At 32.5% G+C, this 17,862-nt stretch carries 16 protein-coding genes and 1 pseudogene; 13 read left to right on the forward strand and 4 right to left on the reverse strand.

Annotated features, from left to right (window positions below; all coding sequences use genetic code 11):
* Positions 1-259 precede the first annotated feature (259 nt).
* Positions 260-1,462, forward strand: a complete 1,203-nt coding sequence (locus tag B3040_RS18380; protein ID WP_291576511.1) for an MFS transporter — start codon at positions 260-262, stop codon at positions 1,460-1,462.
* Between the two features lie 26 nt (positions 1,463-1,488).
* Entirely contained in the window at positions 1,489-3,726 is a 2,238-nt protein-coding gene (locus B3040_RS18385) for an excinuclease ABC subunit UvrA (RefSeq protein ID WP_291576513.1), read from the forward strand.
* A gap of 52 nt (positions 3,727-3,778) precedes the next feature.
* On the opposite strand, the pseudogene B3040_RS18390 reads toward B3040_RS18385, so the two are convergent.
* Positions 3,779-3,922: pseudogene (locus B3040_RS18390) on the reverse strand (IS3 family transposase); the annotation flags it as partial.
* A 179-nt stretch (positions 3,923-4,101) separates the two neighbouring features.
* On the opposite strand from B3040_RS18390, the gene B3040_RS18395 reads away from it, so the two are divergent.
* The 4 genes from B3040_RS18395 (at position 4,102) to B3040_RS18410 (ending at position 7,270) form a co-directional block, all read left to right on the forward strand.
* A complete protein-coding gene (locus B3040_RS18395; RefSeq protein WP_291576515.1) occupies positions 4,102-4,650 on the forward strand; it encodes a flavin reductase family protein in 549 nt (182 codons plus the stop codon).
* A gap of 147 nt (positions 4,651-4,797) precedes the next feature.
* The gene (locus tag B3040_RS18400; RefSeq protein ID WP_291576517.1) at positions 4,798-5,370 is read left to right on the forward strand and encodes an AAA family ATPase; all 573 of its coding nucleotides are present in this window, start codon (positions 4,798-4,800) and stop codon (positions 5,368-5,370) included.
* 190 nt (positions 5,371-5,560) lie between these two features.
* Entirely contained in the window at positions 5,561-6,190 is a 630-nt protein-coding gene (locus B3040_RS18405) for a Vat family streptogramin A O-acetyltransferase (protein ID WP_414632551.1), read from the forward strand.
* 348 nt (positions 6,191-6,538) lie between these two features.
* Complete coding sequence (locus B3040_RS18410; RefSeq protein ID WP_291576521.1) at positions 6,539-7,270, forward strand: MerR family transcriptional regulator; 732 nt, start codon at positions 6,539-6,541, stop codon at positions 7,268-7,270.
* A gap of 271 nt (positions 7,271-7,541) precedes the next feature.
* Here B3040_RS18410 and B3040_RS18415 read toward each other — a convergent pair whose 3' ends face one another.
* Positions 7,542-8,192 carry a lysoplasmalogenase gene (locus B3040_RS18415; protein ID WP_291576522.1) on the reverse strand — a complete coding sequence of 217 codons (651 nt, stop codon included), beginning with the start codon at positions 8,190-8,192 and terminating at the stop codon, positions 7,542-7,544.
* Positions 8,193-8,486: 294 nt separating this feature from the next.
* On the opposite strand from B3040_RS18415, the gene B3040_RS18420 reads away from it, so the two are divergent.
* Both B3040_RS18420 and B3040_RS18425 read left to right on the forward strand, forming a co-directional pair.
* The gene (locus B3040_RS18420) at positions 8,487-8,948 is read left to right on the forward strand and encodes a flavodoxin domain-containing protein (protein WP_291576524.1); all 462 of its coding nucleotides are present in this window, start codon (positions 8,487-8,489) and stop codon (positions 8,946-8,948) included.
* A 414-nt stretch (positions 8,949-9,362) separates the two neighbouring features.
* The gene (locus tag B3040_RS18425) at positions 9,363-9,845 is read left to right on the forward strand and encodes a glutathione peroxidase (RefSeq protein WP_291576526.1); all 483 of its coding nucleotides are present in this window, start codon (positions 9,363-9,365) and stop codon (positions 9,843-9,845) included.
* Between the two features lie 179 nt (positions 9,846-10,024).
* On the opposite strand, the gene B3040_RS18430 is transcribed toward B3040_RS18425, so the two are convergent.
* Both B3040_RS18430 and B3040_RS18435 read right to left on the reverse strand, forming a co-directional pair.
* The gene (locus B3040_RS18430; RefSeq protein ID WP_291576528.1) at positions 10,025-11,794 is read right to left on the reverse strand and encodes an oleate hydratase; all 1,770 of its coding nucleotides are present in this window, start codon (positions 11,792-11,794) and stop codon (positions 10,025-10,027) included.
* Between the two features lie 148 nt (positions 11,795-11,942).
* Positions 11,943-12,509, reverse strand: a complete 567-nt coding sequence (locus tag B3040_RS18435; protein WP_291576531.1) for a TetR/AcrR family transcriptional regulator — start codon at positions 12,507-12,509, stop codon at positions 11,943-11,945.
* 634 nt (positions 12,510-13,143) lie between these two features.
* Between B3040_RS18435 and B3040_RS18440 the strand changes: the two genes are divergently transcribed.
* From B3040_RS18440 to B3040_RS18460, 5 genes are all read left to right on the forward strand, one after another.
* Positions 13,144-14,085 carry a GTP-binding protein gene (locus tag B3040_RS18440; protein ID WP_291576533.1) on the forward strand — a complete coding sequence of 314 codons (942 nt, stop codon included), beginning with the start codon at positions 13,144-13,146 and terminating at the stop codon, positions 14,083-14,085.
* Positions 14,073-14,942, forward strand: a complete 870-nt coding sequence (locus B3040_RS18445; RefSeq protein ID WP_291576535.1) for a uroporphyrinogen decarboxylase family protein — start codon at positions 14,073-14,075, stop codon at positions 14,940-14,942. Before B3040_RS18440 ends, B3040_RS18445 begins: the two co-directional genes overlap by 13 nt.
* A gap of 39 nt (positions 14,943-14,981) precedes the next feature.
* Positions 14,982-16,052, forward strand: coding sequence for a uroporphyrinogen decarboxylase family protein (locus B3040_RS18450; protein WP_291576537.1), 1,071 nt, complete (start codon positions 14,982-14,984; stop codon positions 16,050-16,052).
* A 50-nt stretch (positions 16,053-16,102) separates the two neighbouring features.
* Positions 16,103-16,759, forward strand: a complete 657-nt coding sequence (locus B3040_RS18455; RefSeq protein ID WP_291576539.1) for a corrinoid protein — start codon at positions 16,103-16,105, stop codon at positions 16,757-16,759.
* A gap of 82 nt (positions 16,760-16,841) precedes the next feature.
* Positions 16,842-17,861, forward strand: coding sequence for a methylcobamide:CoM methyltransferase MtbA (locus B3040_RS18460; RefSeq protein ID WP_291576541.1), 1,020 nt, complete (start codon positions 16,842-16,844; stop codon positions 17,859-17,861).
* The last annotated feature ends 1 nt before the right edge of the window (position 17,862 follow it).

A 17,862-nucleotide genomic window follows, 5' to 3' on the forward strand; every position in this document is an offset into this window, starting at 1 on the left:
CCATGGAGCAGATGTAAAAAGGTTAAGTGCTCAAAAATTGGTAGTGAATATATTGAAACTCTCCACTATAGCACCAGAGTTTTAGTTGTATGCTATAATGAAAAATGCAATTTGGTTAACCAAAGAATAAGAAGCATATGATTTGGCTAGGGGTTATTATATTCCTTTACTCACGTGAAAGTGATACATAGAAATAATTAGTTAGGTATGAGATTTTATAAGTAAATAATAGAACATTAAAAATGGAAGGATGAATGCTATGAATAGAGAAAAACAAAACTGGAAAAAAATATTTGCGTTAATTTATACAGGACAGGCATTTTCGATTATTGGTTCAGCTGCGGTACAGTTTGCAATTATTTGGTGGCTAACTGAAAAAACTGGTTCTGCAATAGCTTTAACCAGTGCATCAATTGTCGGCTTCCTGCCACAAGCACTCATAGGTCCATTTGCCGGGGTATGGGTAGATAGATACAACAGAAAGATAGTAATGATTCTGGCAGATTTCCTGGTTGCTTTATCCAGTGTAGTACTTGGGGTAGCCTTCCTTCTAAAGGAACCGTCAGTTTCATTCATATATGGAATATTATTTATAAGAGCTCTGGGAAGTACCTTCCACGCACCCGCTTTTCAAGCTACCATTCCAATGCTTGTGCCGCCTGAAGATTTAGTAAAGGCGGGAGGTTTTGGGCAGATGATTAATTCCGTAACAGCCATGGCTGGACCAGTAATTGGAGCAGCATTAATGTCAGTAGCTAATATTCAAAGTATCATGCTGGTGGATATTCTTGGAGCAGCATTGGCAATAATAACACTTTTATTTGTTAAAATACCTGATATTAAAGAGATTAAGAGGAATTTGCATTTCATTGAAGATATGAAACAGGGGATAAAGGCAATAGGGAATAATAGACCACTAAGGGCACTTACCTTGCCGATAGTTTTAACCACAATAGCATATGTACCACTCAGTTCTCTCTTTCCACTTTTAATACGTGTTCACTTTAATGGAACGGCATGGCACAATGGAGTAACTCAGTTCTTTTTTGCAGCAGGTTTATTGGTGTCCTCACTGGTGATTGGTGTTTGGGGAGGACTTAAAAAACAATTTCTTATGATTTCACTTTCACTTATGTTCCTTGGAATTGTTGCTAGTCTTGGTGGTGGCCTACCCTCAAACTTTTTCATTGGTTTCCTAGGAGTTTCATTTCTTATAGGCTTTATAGGAACCTTCTTTTCAATTCCCTATATGGCCTATATGCAAAAATCTGTTGAGCAGGAAAAGCTTGGAAAGGTAATGTCCCTAATGATGAGCATAATGAGCTTAGCAACTCCGGTTGGACTTGCTATCTCTGGTCCAATCTCAGAACTCATTGGTGTTAATATATGGTTTGAAATATCAGGAGTTGTAATATTTTTTTCAGGGTTTATATGTTATTTTATGACTAGAAAATATGAGTAAATTCCATAGTAGAAGGAGGAAGAAATATGGAGGAACAATTTATTATACTAAAGGGATGTAGGGAGAATAACTTAAAAAGTGTCTCCTTAAGGATACCTAAGAAAAAGATAACTATTTTTACAGGGGTTTCTGGTTCAGGAAAATCATCTATTGTTTTTGAGACCATTGGCAGGGAAGCTCAGCGCCAATTAAATGAAAATTTTAGTGCCTTCGTTAGAACTTTTTTACCGAAATGTGGAGAGGTGAAGGCTGATCGCATAGAAAATCTTTCTACTCCAGTAATTATTGACCAAAAGAGAATTGGTTCCAACTCAAGGTCAACTCTGGGAACAATCACAGATATTAATTCCTTTATCAGAGTATTGTTCTCAAGAATAGGAGAGCCATATATTGGACTTGCAAACAAATTTTCCTTTAATGATATAGGTGGTATGTGTCCTGAGTGTGAAGGTCTTGGGAAGAAGTTAACTGTGGATTTGGATAGGATACTTGATAGGAGCAAATCCTTAAATGAAGGGGCTATTTTGCTATCAGGTTTTGGGGTTGGCTCCTGGCATTGGAAAATCTTCACTGATTCTGAGTTCTTTGATAATGATAAAAAGATATGTGACTATACAAAGGAAGAGTTAGATAAATTTCTATATGGTGCGCCTGAAAAGATAAAGTTGGTAGAAGGTGGAAATATGAATATAACTTATGAAGGGCTCATTGTAAAGTTTAATAGGTTGTATTTAAAGAAGGATGGAGAGATGTCTGAGGCTTCCATGAAAAAATTAAGTAGCTTGTTAGTTGAAGGAAAGTGCCCACTTTGTGGTGGTAAAAGGCTCAATCAGGAAGCGCTAAAACCTTTAATTAAAGGGTATAATATATCGGATTTTTTATCCATGCAAATCGATGAACTTATAAAAGTAATTGATGATATTGATATTAAGAAAGCTCAGCCAGTAATTGAAAGTATAAACGAAAAACTTAATAATATCATAGATATAGGCCTTGGATATTTAACTTTAGATAGGGAGACCTCCACACTTTCAGGTGGCGAGTCCCAGCGTATAAAAATGGTTAAGCATTTAAATAGCAGTCTGTCAGATTTGATGTATATCTTTGATGAACCTAGCATTGGGCTCCATCCTAGGGATGTCCACAGGTTAAATGAACTTTTACTTAAACTCAGGGATAAGGGAAACACAGTACTTGTAGTTGAGCATGACCCCGATGTTATTAAGATTGCAGATTATATTGTCGATGTTGGACCTTTAGCAGGTACAAAAGGAGGTAGCATAGTTTATGAGGGCAACTATGATAAACTATTGACCTCAGGCACACTTACAGGAAATGCTTTACGTAAGAATCTTCAAATAAAGAAAGAACCAAGAAAGCATAAAGGATATTTAGAAGTTAATAATTGTTGTTTGAATAATTTAAAAAATGTGTCAGCTAAAATTCCAAAGGGTGTTTTAACTGTTATTACTGGGGTTGCAGGTTCGGGCAAAAGTACACTAATGAAACATGAATTTTTAAGGCAAAACAGAGAAGCAGTTCTAATTGATCAGAGTGCTGTTTCAGCAAATTCTAGATCAAATATAGCTACTTTCAGTGGCATAATGGATAACATAAGAAAAGCTTTTGCCAAGGAGAATGGGGTCAGTGCATCTTTTTTTAGCTCTAACTCGGAAGGGGCTTGTGAAAACTGCAATGGCCTTGGAGTTATTGAAACAGAACTTGCCTTTATGGAAAGTTCTAAAAATACATGCGAAGTTTGTGAAGGAAATAGATTTAAAAAGGAAGTATTAGAATACACTTTTAAAGAGAAAAACGTTGTTGAGGTTCTTCAAATGTCGGTTTCAGAAGCTTCAGTATTTTTCAATGAAAAGCAAATAAAAACAAAGCTTAAATCCATAGAAGAAATGGGAATCGGATACTTAACTCTCGGACAGCCCTTGGATACCCTATCAGGTGGGGAATGTCAAAGACTAAAACTTGCTAATGAAATGCATAAAGATAGCTTAGTGTATGTTATGGATGAACCGTCTACGGGACTTCATATGTCTGATATAGAAAACTTTATTGGGATTGTTGAAAAGATTGTGGATAACGGAAACACAGTTATTATAATAGAACATAACATTGAAATTATCAGAAGTGCAGATTGGATTATTGACCTTGGACCAGAGGGTGGATCCAAGGGGGGAGAGATAATCTTTGAAGGGACTCCAAAGCAATTAGCTAACTGTAAAAAATCATTAACAGCAAAGTATATTTAATTTATAAGATTTGAATTAATGTACATGACTATTGGAATATTTATCTTCAAACTTTATAATTTAGGTAAGTAATATCTGTTAACAAAACTTTTTCTGGAGTATTTTGCATAAATTTACGATTTAATAAGCTGAACATGACAGTATGATCTTTTGTAGTTTTCATCCTTCTTATATGAGGATTAGCTTTTCTGATAGGGCTAAAATACTATACTTTTTCAATGGTAAAAGTAATTTAAAAAAATAAAGTATGCCTCATAATGGGCATACTTTATCTATATAATAACTCATAGTAAAGAAAAAGTCTATTATTTTATTTGGTTTTACCTTATAATTTCTATTGTCGCGACAATAGAAGATTTAGTGAGGAGAATAATTATGAATAAGAAGAAGATAGCAAATATTCCATTTGGTCCATACATTACGGTTTTAGCAGGATCAACTGTTAATGGAAAACCTAACTACACAACTATTGGAGCATACGGAGTTGTAAGTCAAAAACCTGTACTATATATTTCATTGAAAAACTCTCATTGTACAACTACTGGAGTATTAGAAAACGGATTTTTCACTGTAAATATTCCATCATCTGAGACTGTTGAAAAAACTGATTATTGCGGCACAGTTTCTGGTAATAAGGTAGATAAATCAGAGATTTTTGAATCCTTTTATGATGAAGTAGGAAATGCACCAATGATAAAAGAGTGTCCTGTAAATTATCTGTGTAAGGTAATACAAACAATACCAGTATTTGATTTCACAATGTTTCTAGGTGAAATTGTTGCTGCATATGGAGATGAAGAGTGTCTAGAAAATGGAAGACCTAATGCACTGAAAGTTAAACCAACAGTATTAATGGACTCAGGATATTTTGATTTGAATAATAGGGTAGGGTCCATATTCAAGGCATGTAAGGGTAGTAGATAAAAGATTATTTGATAAGAATACAGTACTTACTTATTGAAGAATTTTTATACCCGAATAAATATATTTTTTAAAGTAAGTATAATAAAGATACGTTTTTTGTTCTAAGCTTCTGTTATAGTATAAGTAATAATTAATGGAGGTAACGCAATGAATATAGTAAAAAGTAATATACCAAAATACATTGTAGAAAGTAATGGAATATTTGTTATAACTGGGATAATGGCCTCGGGAAAATCTACAATAGCTCAACTACTTGCAGAGAGCCTTGAAAAGGCAGTCCATGTACATGGAGATATATATAGAAAAATGATCATTACTGGACGGGAAGAAATGTCACCAAATCCTTCTGATGAAGCTTTAAAACAGCTTAATCTACGCTATAAGCTAGCAGCTTCTACTGCAGATGCATACTTTGAGGCAGGATTTAATGTGATTCTACAAGATAATATTATTGGGAAAATGCTTGAAGATTTTATAGAAATGGTTCGAAACAGACCATTATATGTTATAGCTCTATGCCCACGTCCTGAAGTGGTAGCTGAAAGAGAAAGTGCAAGGAATAAGAAAGGATATGGTGGATGGGGAGTTACAGAATTTGATAATCTTTTTCGCAGTGAGACACCTAAAATTGGGTTATGGTTAGATTCATCTGAATTAACACCAGAAGAAACTGTTAATGAAATTTTAAAAAGGGCTCATACAGAAGCTCGTATTGTTTAACACTGAAAGAGTTAAAGGATTTTTTATTTCATTACAATTAGACAAATTTAATAAACTAAAATGAAGTGATGAAGATGCTAACTTTCTTAACAGGTAAATAAATAGGAAAGTTAGTAATTTAGGGTCTATATAATTGAAAATATAAGCTTATAAGAAAAGCATAAAAAGCTAAAAAGAAGGGGAATTTATGATGGGACCAGATAAGAAAAAGCTATATCCAAACGAAAACATTAAAACGGTTTGCTACATAAGCAATTTACCTAAAAGAACAAATGTGGAAATAGGAGAATATACTTATTACAGTGATAATAAAAAGTCTCCAGAGAAATTTTATGATAATATAGAGCATCATTATGAATTTCTAGGAGATAAGCTAATAATAGGTAAATTCTGCGCAATAGCAGAGGGTGTTAAGTTTATTATGAACGGAGCAAATCATAGAATGGATGGTTTATCAACTTATCCATTTAATATTTTTGGTGGGGGTTGGGAAAAGGTTACTCCTACAATAGAACAGTTACCCTTTAAGGGTGATACGGTAATTGGAAATGATGTCTGGATTGGTGAAAATGTAACCATTATGCCTGGTGTTAAAATTGGTGATGGTGCCATTATTGCTACTAACTCAACAGTAGTAAAAAGTGTTGAACCATATGCAATATATGGTGGCAATCCAGCTAAACTTATTAAGAAACGTTTTAGTGAAGAAAAAATAGAATTATTGCTAAAGCTTAAATGGTGGAATTGGGACGAAGAGAAGATATTCAATAATCTTGAAAAGCTTACATCGGAAACTGGTTTAGAAGATTTAAGGGAGTAATATTTTATTATATTTATATTCATATTCTAAGGCCTCCTTGAATTCAAGGAGGTTTTTTTCATGAAATGAACTACATGCACATTTTAACATTATATATGAAAAACTACATTGAGTGTGTTGCTAAGATAAGAAAGAAATGAGCTGATGTCAAAGTTTTTGCTTTTTTAGAGAAAAATATATATTTGGAGGCTCTCACAGAAATCAAACAAACATATTAACAATTTAAAAAGTGTGCTTTTCTTTTATATGGGAATAAAGAATATTAAAACTCTCCACTATACTACCAGAGTTTTTGGAGTATGCTATAATGATAAATACAATTTGGTGATACAAGGAGGGAGGTATCAAATGAGAAACTATAGTACTTCTGAAGTTGCTAAATTAATGAGGGTACATCCTAATACTATTATGTTATATGAAAAATGGGGCTATATTATTTCTGTGGAAAGAAAGAAAAATGGATATAGGATTTATACCGAAGCACATCTGGATCAGATTAAACTTATAAGAATGGCCTTAAGAGGCGAATTAATTAAATGCTACATGAAGTTTGAAGTTCAAAATATTATAAGAAGTGCAGCTCAAGGAGAGTTATTAAAGGCATTAGAGCTAAGTCGTGAGTATTTAGCACATATAAAAAAGGAAAAGAATAGTGAACTTAAGGTTATGAAAGTAATTGGAGAAATATTAAATAGTGACTTGACGGAGGAAAGGAATGCTTCATTAAAAAGAAATGAAGTAGCAAAGCTACTTGGGGTGTCAATAAATGTAATTATAAACTGGGAGAGAAATGGATTTATTGAAGTGCCAAGAAGCAAAAATAGATATCGAACTTATGGACAGGGTGAAATAAAATTACTTAGAATTATTAAAGCTTTGAGGAAGGAAAACTACTGCACTCAGTGCATATCCACGATGGTAAAAAAGCTCAAGACTAAAAGTGCGGAAAAGGATATGTTTTTATCTGAAGAAAAAGAAGGGGAGAGTCACTGGTTGTTGTCTTCACTTCCTGAGGCTGAAAGCAATACAAAGGAATTGATTAGTTATATAGGTGAATTAATAATTAAGCGAAAAGGTTAAAGTCAAGGGATGAAAAGGAAACAAGCCTTTTCCAGCGTGTTTTGGCGGCACAGGTTTTAGTGTTGGTAGTTATGCCAATGTGAGTCTAAAAGGTGATGACGTAGGGCCTATATATAAAAATCTTCTTGTGTATAAAGCATTGTCTTATTTTATCTTTCATCAAACCTCATAAGCAACATGGTCCATAGTGGAGAGATTCTACTTATGAGGTATGGAGAGATTCTTTATAGTGGTTTCTGCATACTAGTAAAATATTTACTTATATTTTTAACTATATAAGTAATCCTATAACAATTAAAGTCTGTGCTGCAATATAAGTTTCCATTACAGCTGCGCCATTACTTTTTCTTTCCATTGAAAACATATCAAAAGCTAATATGGAATCAGAAATTAAAAAACATAATGATCCTAGGAAGGTTAAAATAAAGGAGAAGAATGAAGTAGACCAAATACGGGAAAAGCTCATAAAGCTCATGGTGCAGAGAATACACATATAAACTACTGTTGGTAATTTCATAGATTCCATTGTAGATATAAGTTTTTTAAACACTAAAAAAGATATACTAGCATAGGGAAGTAAAAATAATAGAAACCATAGGGGGATAGACTTTACCATATATGAATCTGAAATAAATACATAAATATAAAATATATGACCGATTAGAAAGGATATAATGCCAGCTAGAACATAGTGCTTCTTATGATTCTTTAATAAAAATACATCCCCAAGAAATCCAAAGCTTAAGGCTAGTACAATGTAGTAATTTATATGAGATGCATTTAATAAATATATGATAGCAAGAAGTGGCATTAGAAATGGTTTAGTAAAAGCAATTCCTTTTCTTTTATTGTTTTTTTCAAAAAAAATATTTAGAATACATAAGGTTGAAAATAGTATAAGTAAGGTTATTTTCATGATCATAATTTTATTACACTCCTATCTAAGCAGTAAAATTAATTTATAAAACCACTGTTATTAAATTTTATGATAGGATATTATGAAATATTAATTTATTGTTTCATATATATTAGCATAATGTATTATTAACTGAAATATAAAAAAGAAGATTTTAGTTTCTAAAGGTAGTGGAAGTTGTAGTAGCTAATCCATAAAGGGGTGCTTTCAAAAGGGAAAAGTGTGTAGATTTACATGAAAATTACATAAAGCTACAAGCAGTTATGTAGAAAATAGAATGAATGGGGGAAAATAAAGTTTATGAAATCTCTAATTATATATTGTTCTAGCTACAAAGGTAATACTGAAAAAATAGCAGAGGTATTTGCAGAAATAACTAAGGCTGAGTTAATAAATCTAAAAAATTATAAAGATATTAAAGTTGAAAATTATGACTTAATTGGATTCGGATCAGGGGTGTATAAAGAAAGTCTGTCACCACAGTTATTAAGTTATGTAGATAAATTAAACTTAAAAGATAAAAAGGTTTTTGTATTTTCAACAAGTGGAGTTGGATTAACCTTTTACAATAAAAAACTAATTAATCTTTTAGCCTCAAAAGGAGCAATATGTAAGGGGAGCTTTGCTTGTAAAGGAAGTTTTGTTAGCAAAGATTTTAGCAATAATAAAATCTTTGAGATTATGAGTAAGTTTGCAAATGGGCATCCAAATTATAAGGATTTTCAAAGAGCAAAAAACTTCATAAAAACTGTAATACTATAGGTAATATTGTAGTTCACTGCGAAAAGGAATAATATAAATTTTAAATCAAGTATTTTTATATGCCCTCTTTATGGTCGACAGTTAAAAGAAAACTGTTTTCATGAAGGGGGCGTGTTTTTGTTATAAGAAAAGAAAAAAATTACTTTTCATAAGAAGATAATTACAGTTACGGGGGATCCTATAGGAAAAGGAACTTTGAAAATTATCTTTAGCTAATATATGCAACATCATAGGCATTGTAATAAATAAGCTATGGAGTATTAAAATCATAAAAAAGAAGAAATGCAAAATAAACATTTTATAAAATTATATTGTATACAATTTAAATTGTGTTATAATTAATTGTAGTCAAGAAAAGAAAGAGTTATCACAGCATGTAAATTATAAAGTTATAAATAAAAGGGAGGATTTATAATGTCAATCTATGATATTCAATTAAAAACAATTGATGAAGAAATTATCAGCTTAAGAAAATATGAAGGAAAAGTATTGCTAATTGTTAATGTTGCCAGTAAGTGAGGCTTTACACCGCAATATAATGAGCTGGAAGCTCTGTACAAAAAATTTGGCAATGAAAAGTTTGAAATTTTAGGATTTCCTTGTAATCAATTTGGAAGTCAAGAACCAGGAGGAAATCAGGAAATAAAAAGTTTCTGTAAATCAAGCTTTGGGGTTGAGTTTCCAATGTTTGAAAAAGTGGATGTGAAAGGCCCTAATGCACATCCTTTATTCAAGCATCTATGTGAGGAAAAAAGAGGATTACTTGGTGAGGCAATAAAATGGAATTTCACTAAATTTCTTGTTGATGGGTCAGGTAAAGTTGTAGATAGATTTGCACCAGCTACAGCACCTTTAAAGCTTGAGAAAAAAATTGAAGAGCTTATTAAGAGTATTTAGACTTAAAAAAGAAAGTCTAGTCCAAGGATTATTATAATCATGGACTAGACTTATTTTTAATTTTTAAATTTAGTGCTTGCTAAAGTTTTGTAATAAAATAATTTGTTTTATTCATCCTCTAAATGAATAAAGAGAACCAAGGTAGTTTTATATAAGATGGATGTAAACTTTTATTCCCTCTAAATTAAATTGTAACGTTTTAGTAAATCAGGAATCACTGTTTTAGACGCTATTTGCATAACTCTGCCATCAAGTAAGCTAGGTGGAATTGGAAGGTGTAGGTCAGTAAGTTTTTTACCATCTAACATTTTTGAAGTAGAGTCTAATAGTACTCTAATATCGTAACAAGAACCAAATACTTCTGGTACTCCACGGTCTACATCAAGTAGGGTATAGACAGCTTCCATTGCTGTCCTAACAGAATACTCTGTTGTAAATACAGTATCACGAACTGTATCAGCAAATTGACCTATAAAGGCAAAGTTTACACTTCCCTCAGGAACAACCTTAGGTCTGTCACCTTTAGCTCTTGGCATGAAGAATGCAGTTATATATGGCATCATACATGGAATGCAATGAGCTGATTTTGTTGCTAGTTCATGGATTTCAGCTTCAGGTACGCCTAAATGATATAACCATTCTTCTGTAATTTCTATTCCTGTACATTCTCTCATTGGTTTCTTAATATAGTTACCAGGAATATCTACAAATAATCCATATACCCAAACTACAAGTTGATCCTTAGGTTGGCTTTTAAAGTGTGGTTGACGATTTAGAGTATAACTCATTAACCAATTTGAATCTTTAATAGTTATTATACCACCAGTAACAACTTTTCCACTGAAAGGATCTCTTTTACAGATTTTTTCTATATATGGTGGAATTTTTTCATCTAAGGTAGTAACTGTTGCTGATTCCCAAGTGGTTGCTTGTTTATTTCCACAGAATTTATCTGGATTACCAAAGGAAGGGTCTTGACTAGCAATGTTTTTCCAAAGCTCCCAGCAGCCGCCAACAGAATCATTAAATATTGGAGCATTATTGTCATCACCTAATGTTGAATTTTCTGTGCAACTACCATTTGTAATAAATACTAAATCATCTTCTAAAAGATCAATGAACTCCTCTTTGTCACCATGCTCACAGATTATTTTAGTTGCAACCTTTTTGCCGTTATTTATATCAAAAATAACATTGGTTACTTTAGTATCGTATTGGAAATGAACACCATGTTCTTCAAGGTATTTTATCATTGGAAGAATTAAGGATTCATATTGATTATATTTAGTAAATTTCAATGCTGAAAAGTCAGGAAGTCCTCCAATATGATGAATAAATCTTTGTATATAAAGCTTCATTTCTAATGCACTATGCCAATCCTCAAAGGCAAACATTGTTCTCCAGTATAACCAGAAGTTGGAAGCGAAAAACTCTTCTGTAAATACATCAGTAATCTTTTTATCATATAAGTCCTCGTCACGACTCATGAACAAGCTTATTATCTCCATAGAAGCTTTCGGAGTTAAAGTGAATTTGCCATCAGTATGAGCATCTTCACCTCTATTTACAGTAGCTCTCATAAGTGAGTAGTTTGGATCTTTCTTGTTTAACCAGTAAAACTCATCAAGAACAGAAGCGTCTTCAGTTTCAAGAGAAGGTATAGAACGGAATAAATCCCACAAGCATTCGAAATGGTTCTCCATTTCACGGCCTCCTCTAATTATAAACCCTTTTGAAGGGTCATTGATACCATCACAGGCACCCCCAGCAATATTAAGCTCTTCTAGGATGTGAATATGTTCACCTTTCATTTGACCATCACGGACTAAAAAACAAGCGGCAGCTAATGATGCAAGTCCTGAACCAACAAGATATGCTGATTTTTTATCTACATTAGCTGGTTTTTGTGGACGAGCAAATGCCTCATAATTTCCATTACTATAATACATTATAAATACCCCCTAAGTTTTATATTTACTTCATGTATATATAATAGAAATTTTTAGAGGCAGGAGCAATAGACAATACCAGGGCCTTGTTTAGAGTTTTGGCATAAAGTCGATATTGTAAAAACTTTATACACAAGGTACTGTTTGTCTAAATATTAGTATGAGCTTTGAAGTTTTCAAGAGATTTCATAATATCCCCATGAGTTACAATGCTTACTCGTTCAATGATAGTAGAAGGATCTTCCTTCATCCCCCTACCAATCCATTCAAGCATGAGCCCTACAAAAGCATACTTATAAAAATCGGCAATAAATGCTTTATCTTCCTCTCTTACATTCATCCCGACTGCTTTTTCTTCAATAACTCCAATTAAAAGATTATAAGTTTCATTATAAAGATAATTTTCAAGATGCTCCCTACTAAGGGAATGGTAAGTGTTTTTTACAAAGGATTTATTTTCAAGTACATATTTAAAAATATTCATGAACCCTTGTTGCCAGGTATCATAAGTTTTCTTATCACCAAGGGCTTTTGAAGCTTCCACGGTGTAAATCCATTCAACAAGATCATATATATCCTTAAAATGATAATAGAAGGTTTGTCTATTAACTTCACAGTCCTCAACAATATCAATGACAGTAATTTTATCCATAGATTTCTGGGATAACAATTTTTTTAGCGAGGCAGCCAGCGCCTTTTTAGTTGTTTGAGCCATAATCATTCCTCCATTCCAGGGTATATAAGTTAAAAACCATTATATTATACGTAAAAATTATTTCTATTTTTAATAGTTAGTAGAAGTTGTCTCTCATAAAGAAATGTATAAGCTTAGATATAGTACCCAATATTTATATATTTATCATAGAAATAATCCTTGAGTAATCAACAATAGATTATATAGTTTGGGCTTGTTTACCTATATTATATAGTCTTTACAAATTTCTAGCCACATAATTGAAGACTGGCCCTTTTAATATCATTTATTTTCAATAGTAATATCTATATAGAATAATAAATCACTAGACACATTTTTTACAGATAAACCTAAGGTTTTGTAAGCATAATCTCTTTATATTTGATAATATATTAAAAAAAATTACCATGATTAAGTAACAGGATATAGATTAACTTAATGGTATTTTAAGGGTGTTAAAAATGTTATATATAAGCCTTATATTCTACTATAGGTATATTTAATTGATAAAATTTATCTATCCTAAATCATTATTAGACTGCCTTGAGTTCAGGGGATACAATAGGAGTAATTATGTTTAAGTTTATATATTTAGAATAGTTATGAAATCTTTTTAAGTATATGCTAGGAAGTAAATTTAGTGGGGAGAGTTTTGATGAGTATAAATATAAATATTATTTCAGGGTTTTTAGGCTGTGGAAAGACCACATTTTTAAATAAGGTAATTCCAAATATGCAAGGGAAAAATGCTTTAATTGAAAATGAGTTTGGCAATATTGGCATTGATGGAGATTTAATAAATCACAGCCTTCCAATAAAAGAGATTTATTCTGGATGTATTTGTTGTACAGTATCAGAAAATTTTAAAAAAGCTTTTGAAGAGTTAGCTTTAGAGTATAATCCAGATAACATATTTATCGAGCCTTCTGGTGTAGGCAGTTTATCAGAAATATTAAAGGCTTGCAATAAAGTTTCTTCAAACTCAGCTTTAGATATAAAGGTTAACAATGTAATTACTATAGTAGACGTGAGTGCCTTTAAGGATTACTGCGAGATTTTTGGAAGCTTTTACTTAGACCAAATAGAAAATGCACACATAATTTTTCTTAGTCATTTTGACAATCTAGCGGATAGTGAAATTGAAGAGATAATTGGAAAAATAAGTTTAGTAAATCCTAAAGCTACTATTTTTAAAGAACCATGGATTTCTCTATCAGGAGAAGAAATTATTGAAACAATAAATAGTATAGAATCCTATGAAAATCAACTAAAGGATAAACCTGCCTTTTTGGCGGCTAATAAGAGGTTTGAAACTTTTTCTATAGATAAGCTAAGAACTTTTTCAAAAGAAGAAATAGATAAAATATTAATCTCTTTAAATCAAGAAGAATATGGTTTTATTGTTAGAGCCAAAGGAATTATTCAGCTTTATACAAAAGAACTTATTTATTTTGACTATACTCCGCACCATTATCATTGGGAGTATTTAGACATTGTGAAAACAACAAAAGTAACTGTGATTGGAACTAACCTACAGAAAAATAAAATATTGAGAAAGTTTGTTAATAAGTTGGGGGGAGTACCATGGGCAAAATAATTGACTACAAATGTACATATAGTAATGAACAGGGAATTAGTAAAGAAGTTATTGAAAAAACTGGTTTAAAATTTCCAGATGCTTATAAAGACAGGGATAGTATGGTGACACTTGCAAAGGAGTGTAAGGATTATTATAAGTCTAACCTTTGTGAATTACCCTTTTGTCATACTGTAGAAGGTGAGGCGCTTGGTGGGAAAGTTAATCTTGGAGACGAGAACATAGGACCAAGAGCAAAGGAGTATATTTGTACAACCACAGAAGAACTGTTGGCTTTGCCAAAAATTGATTTTTCAAGAGGAAGAATTTCAGAAACTTTAAAGGCCTGTATGGCATTAAGAGAACAAGGAGAAAATGTAGTCTTAAATGTTTCGGGACCTTTTACAATTATGAATGTACTAATTGAACCAACAGTTGTATTTAAAACCTTCAGAAAAAATCCGGAGCTAATTAGACAAGTCTTTGATAAGTTTCAGCATGAAATAATTGGATTTATAGAAGAAGCGCAAAAATCAGGTGTAAACATCATCAGCTATGCTGATTCCTCAGGAGGATTAAATATCCTTGGACCTAAATTTGCAGAGCAAGTAGTAGAAATGTTTACTTATCCATTATTAAAAAGAATGGATAAAATTTTAGATAAAGAAATGGTAGTAGTGCTTTGTCCTAAAACCACTTTTGCTTTGCTAGGAACTGAAAAAGCTGTGTGGAAGGATGTTTCTATAGGAGCACCTACAAATTATGAGAAAGGCTGCATAAAGGCTATCGGATTAGCAAAATTTATTGGTCAAACATGCATGAAGAATAAAGATTTTCAGTTAAAAGAGGGAATTATTAAAGCTATCCAATTGCTTTAAATAAAATAATAGACTTATAAAAGAAAAGGAGATGGTTGTATGCATAAGGATGATAAAATGACCCCAATTGAAAGGTTAACTGCTTTTATGACAGGAAAACCTATGGACAGAATAATGGCAATGCCTGTAGCTTGTTCTATGTCTGGACTAGCGTTAGGTATGACCCACAAAGAAAAAAGAAGCAGTGCTTTAAATGAGGCCAAAGCACAAATGGCTTGTTATGAAAGGTTTGGAAATGATTTATTAGTAGTTGAGTATGGATTACATGGTGTTGGTATGGCACTAGGAAGTAAGATGAATGATCCAGAGAATGATGTGCCAGCTATTATAAAATATGTTTTAGAAGACTTGAATGATATAGATAAGCTTGATATATCAAAGTTAGAACTGAAAAATGATAAAGCCTTTCAATTACATATTGAGGCTGCAGAAATATTAATTGATAAATTAGGAAAAGAAGTTCCAACAGGAGTTTTGATATCGGGACCTTTTACTGCAGCAGCAAGTATTTATAAAACTGAAAATCTTTTAAGAGCAACTAGAAAAAATCCAGAAAAGGTGCATGAGTTAGTTAAGTTCTGTACAGAAGCATTAAAGATGATATATAGAGAATTTATAAAACGTGGAGCCCTTATATTACTTTGTGATCCAATTGCATCTGGAACAATTTTAAATAGAAAACAATATTTGGAGTTTGTGCTACCTTACACTATAGATTTAATGAAGGATATTCATGAGGCAAAAGGAATGGTTTGTTACCATATTTGTGGAGATACCACATCAATTGTAGGGGACATGGTAAAATCGGGCTGCGATATGTTAAGTATAGATAATAGAGTTGATTTAGCTTATACAAAACAAGTAGTTGGTGATAAGGTTCCTATTCTTGGAAATGTAGACCCAGTGGAAGTTCTAATTTTAGGAAGCACTGAAGATGTAGATTTAGCAGTGAAAACTTGTATACAAAAGGCTTATGACAGTCCTTGTGGCTATATTTTAGCATCAGGCTGTGACCTTTCAGGAAGTGTTCCTTTAGAGAATATTGATCAATTTATGGACTCAGCTAGAAAATATGGAAAGTGGCCAGTAGATCCCAAAAATTTCATGTAAAAGTGTAAAATATGAGTTTTAAAATTATTTATTTAAATGGAGGGTAAGTAATGACAACATCAAAAGAACAGTTACTAAAAAGATTATCAGATGGTGTAGTAGAAATGGAAGAAGAGGAGGTAATAGAAGCTTGTGAGGAATACCTAGAGGCAAAATATCCAGCCTTTGATGGTATTATGGAAGGCCTTGTAGATGGAATGAACCGTGCAAGCCAATTATATGAAGATGAGGAGTATTTCGTAACGGATGTATTACTATGCTCAGATGCAATGTATGAAGGGCTATCTATATTAAGACCACATCTTCCCAAGGAAGAAGAAGGAAGTAGTAAGCCAAAGGCTGTAATTGGAGTTGTAGAAGGAGATACCCATGACATTGGGAAGAACCTAGTAAAAATCATGCTAGAGACTGCTGGTTTTGACATGATTGATTTAGGAAGGGATGTTTCACTTCAAAGTTTTGTAGATAAAGCTAAAGAAGTTAATGCTTCTCTTGTGTGTATGTCAACCTTAATGACAACAACTATGGCAGGTATGGGTAAGGTTATTGAATTATTAAAGGAAGCAGGAATTAGAGAAGAAGTTAAAGTCATTATAGGTGGGGGACCAATTTCACAAAAATTTGCAGATACTATAGGTGCAGATGGGTATTCGTCCAATGCAGTGGAGGCAGTAAAGTTAGCAAAAAAATTACTGAATATAGCTTAAAGGGGTGTAGCTTCAACCTATAATGCTAAACTATGATGAAGGAAAAGCAAAGCTTAATATAACTTAGAAAGAAGGATGTATTATGATATCGCCAAGAGAACGATTAAATAAGGTTTTCAACAGAGAACAGGTTGATAGGCTACCTTGTATTTGTCCTGGAGGCATGATGAATATGGTTACAACTGAAGTAATCGAGGAACTTGGAATAGATTTTTCAAAGGCTCACAGTAATCCGCAAATCATGGCTGATTTAGCTACTGCAGTATACGAAAAGGGTTGTTTTGAAAATTATGGAGTTCCCTTTTGCATGACCATTGAGGCAGAGGAGTTTGGAGCATCAGTGAATATGGGAACAAACATATATGAACCTCATGTAGTGGAGTATGCAATAGCTTCAGTAAAGGAATATAACAAACTTCCACAAATTAATTTTGAAGAAGGAAGAGCTAAAGTAGTTATTGATGCAATTAAATTATTAAAGTCAAAGAACAGCAATGTTCCTATTATAGGAAACTTAACGGGCCCAATAAGTACTGCTAGCTCAGTTATGGAGCCGGTAGTATTTTATAAAGAGCTTAGAAAAAGCAATGCAGAAGCTCATAAATATCTTGATTTTGTTACAGAACAATTAATTTCCTTTGCAAAAAAGCAAATAGAAGCAGGAGCGGATATAATTGCCATTTCTGATCCAAGTGGAACTGGTGAAATATTAGGGCCAAAGTTTTTTGAAGAATTTGCAGTGAAATACCTTAATAAGCTTGTTGAGAGTATACAAGAGGAAAAGGTGAAAACTATTGTGCACATATGTGGACAAATGAAGAGCGTGTATAAAGAAGTGGATAAAATTAAAAGTGATGTGTTAAGCTTCGACTCTATTGTTAGCATAAGTGAAGCAAGAAAAAATCTAGGAGATAGATTACTTATGGGTAATGTAAGTACCTATGCAATCGAATTTGGAGAGTCAAATAAGGTTTCTGAGTTAACCCAAAAATGTGTTAGAGATGGAGTAAATATAATATCACCTGCCTGTGGTCTTGGAATGAAATCTCCCTTAACAAATGTTAAAGCAATGCTTCAGAGTTTAAAAAAGGAGATGCTATAAG

It is taken from the genome of Clostridium sp. UBA4548, from assembly GCF_002387895.1.
GTDB lineage: Bacteria > Bacillota > Clostridia > Clostridiales > Clostridiaceae > Clostridium_J.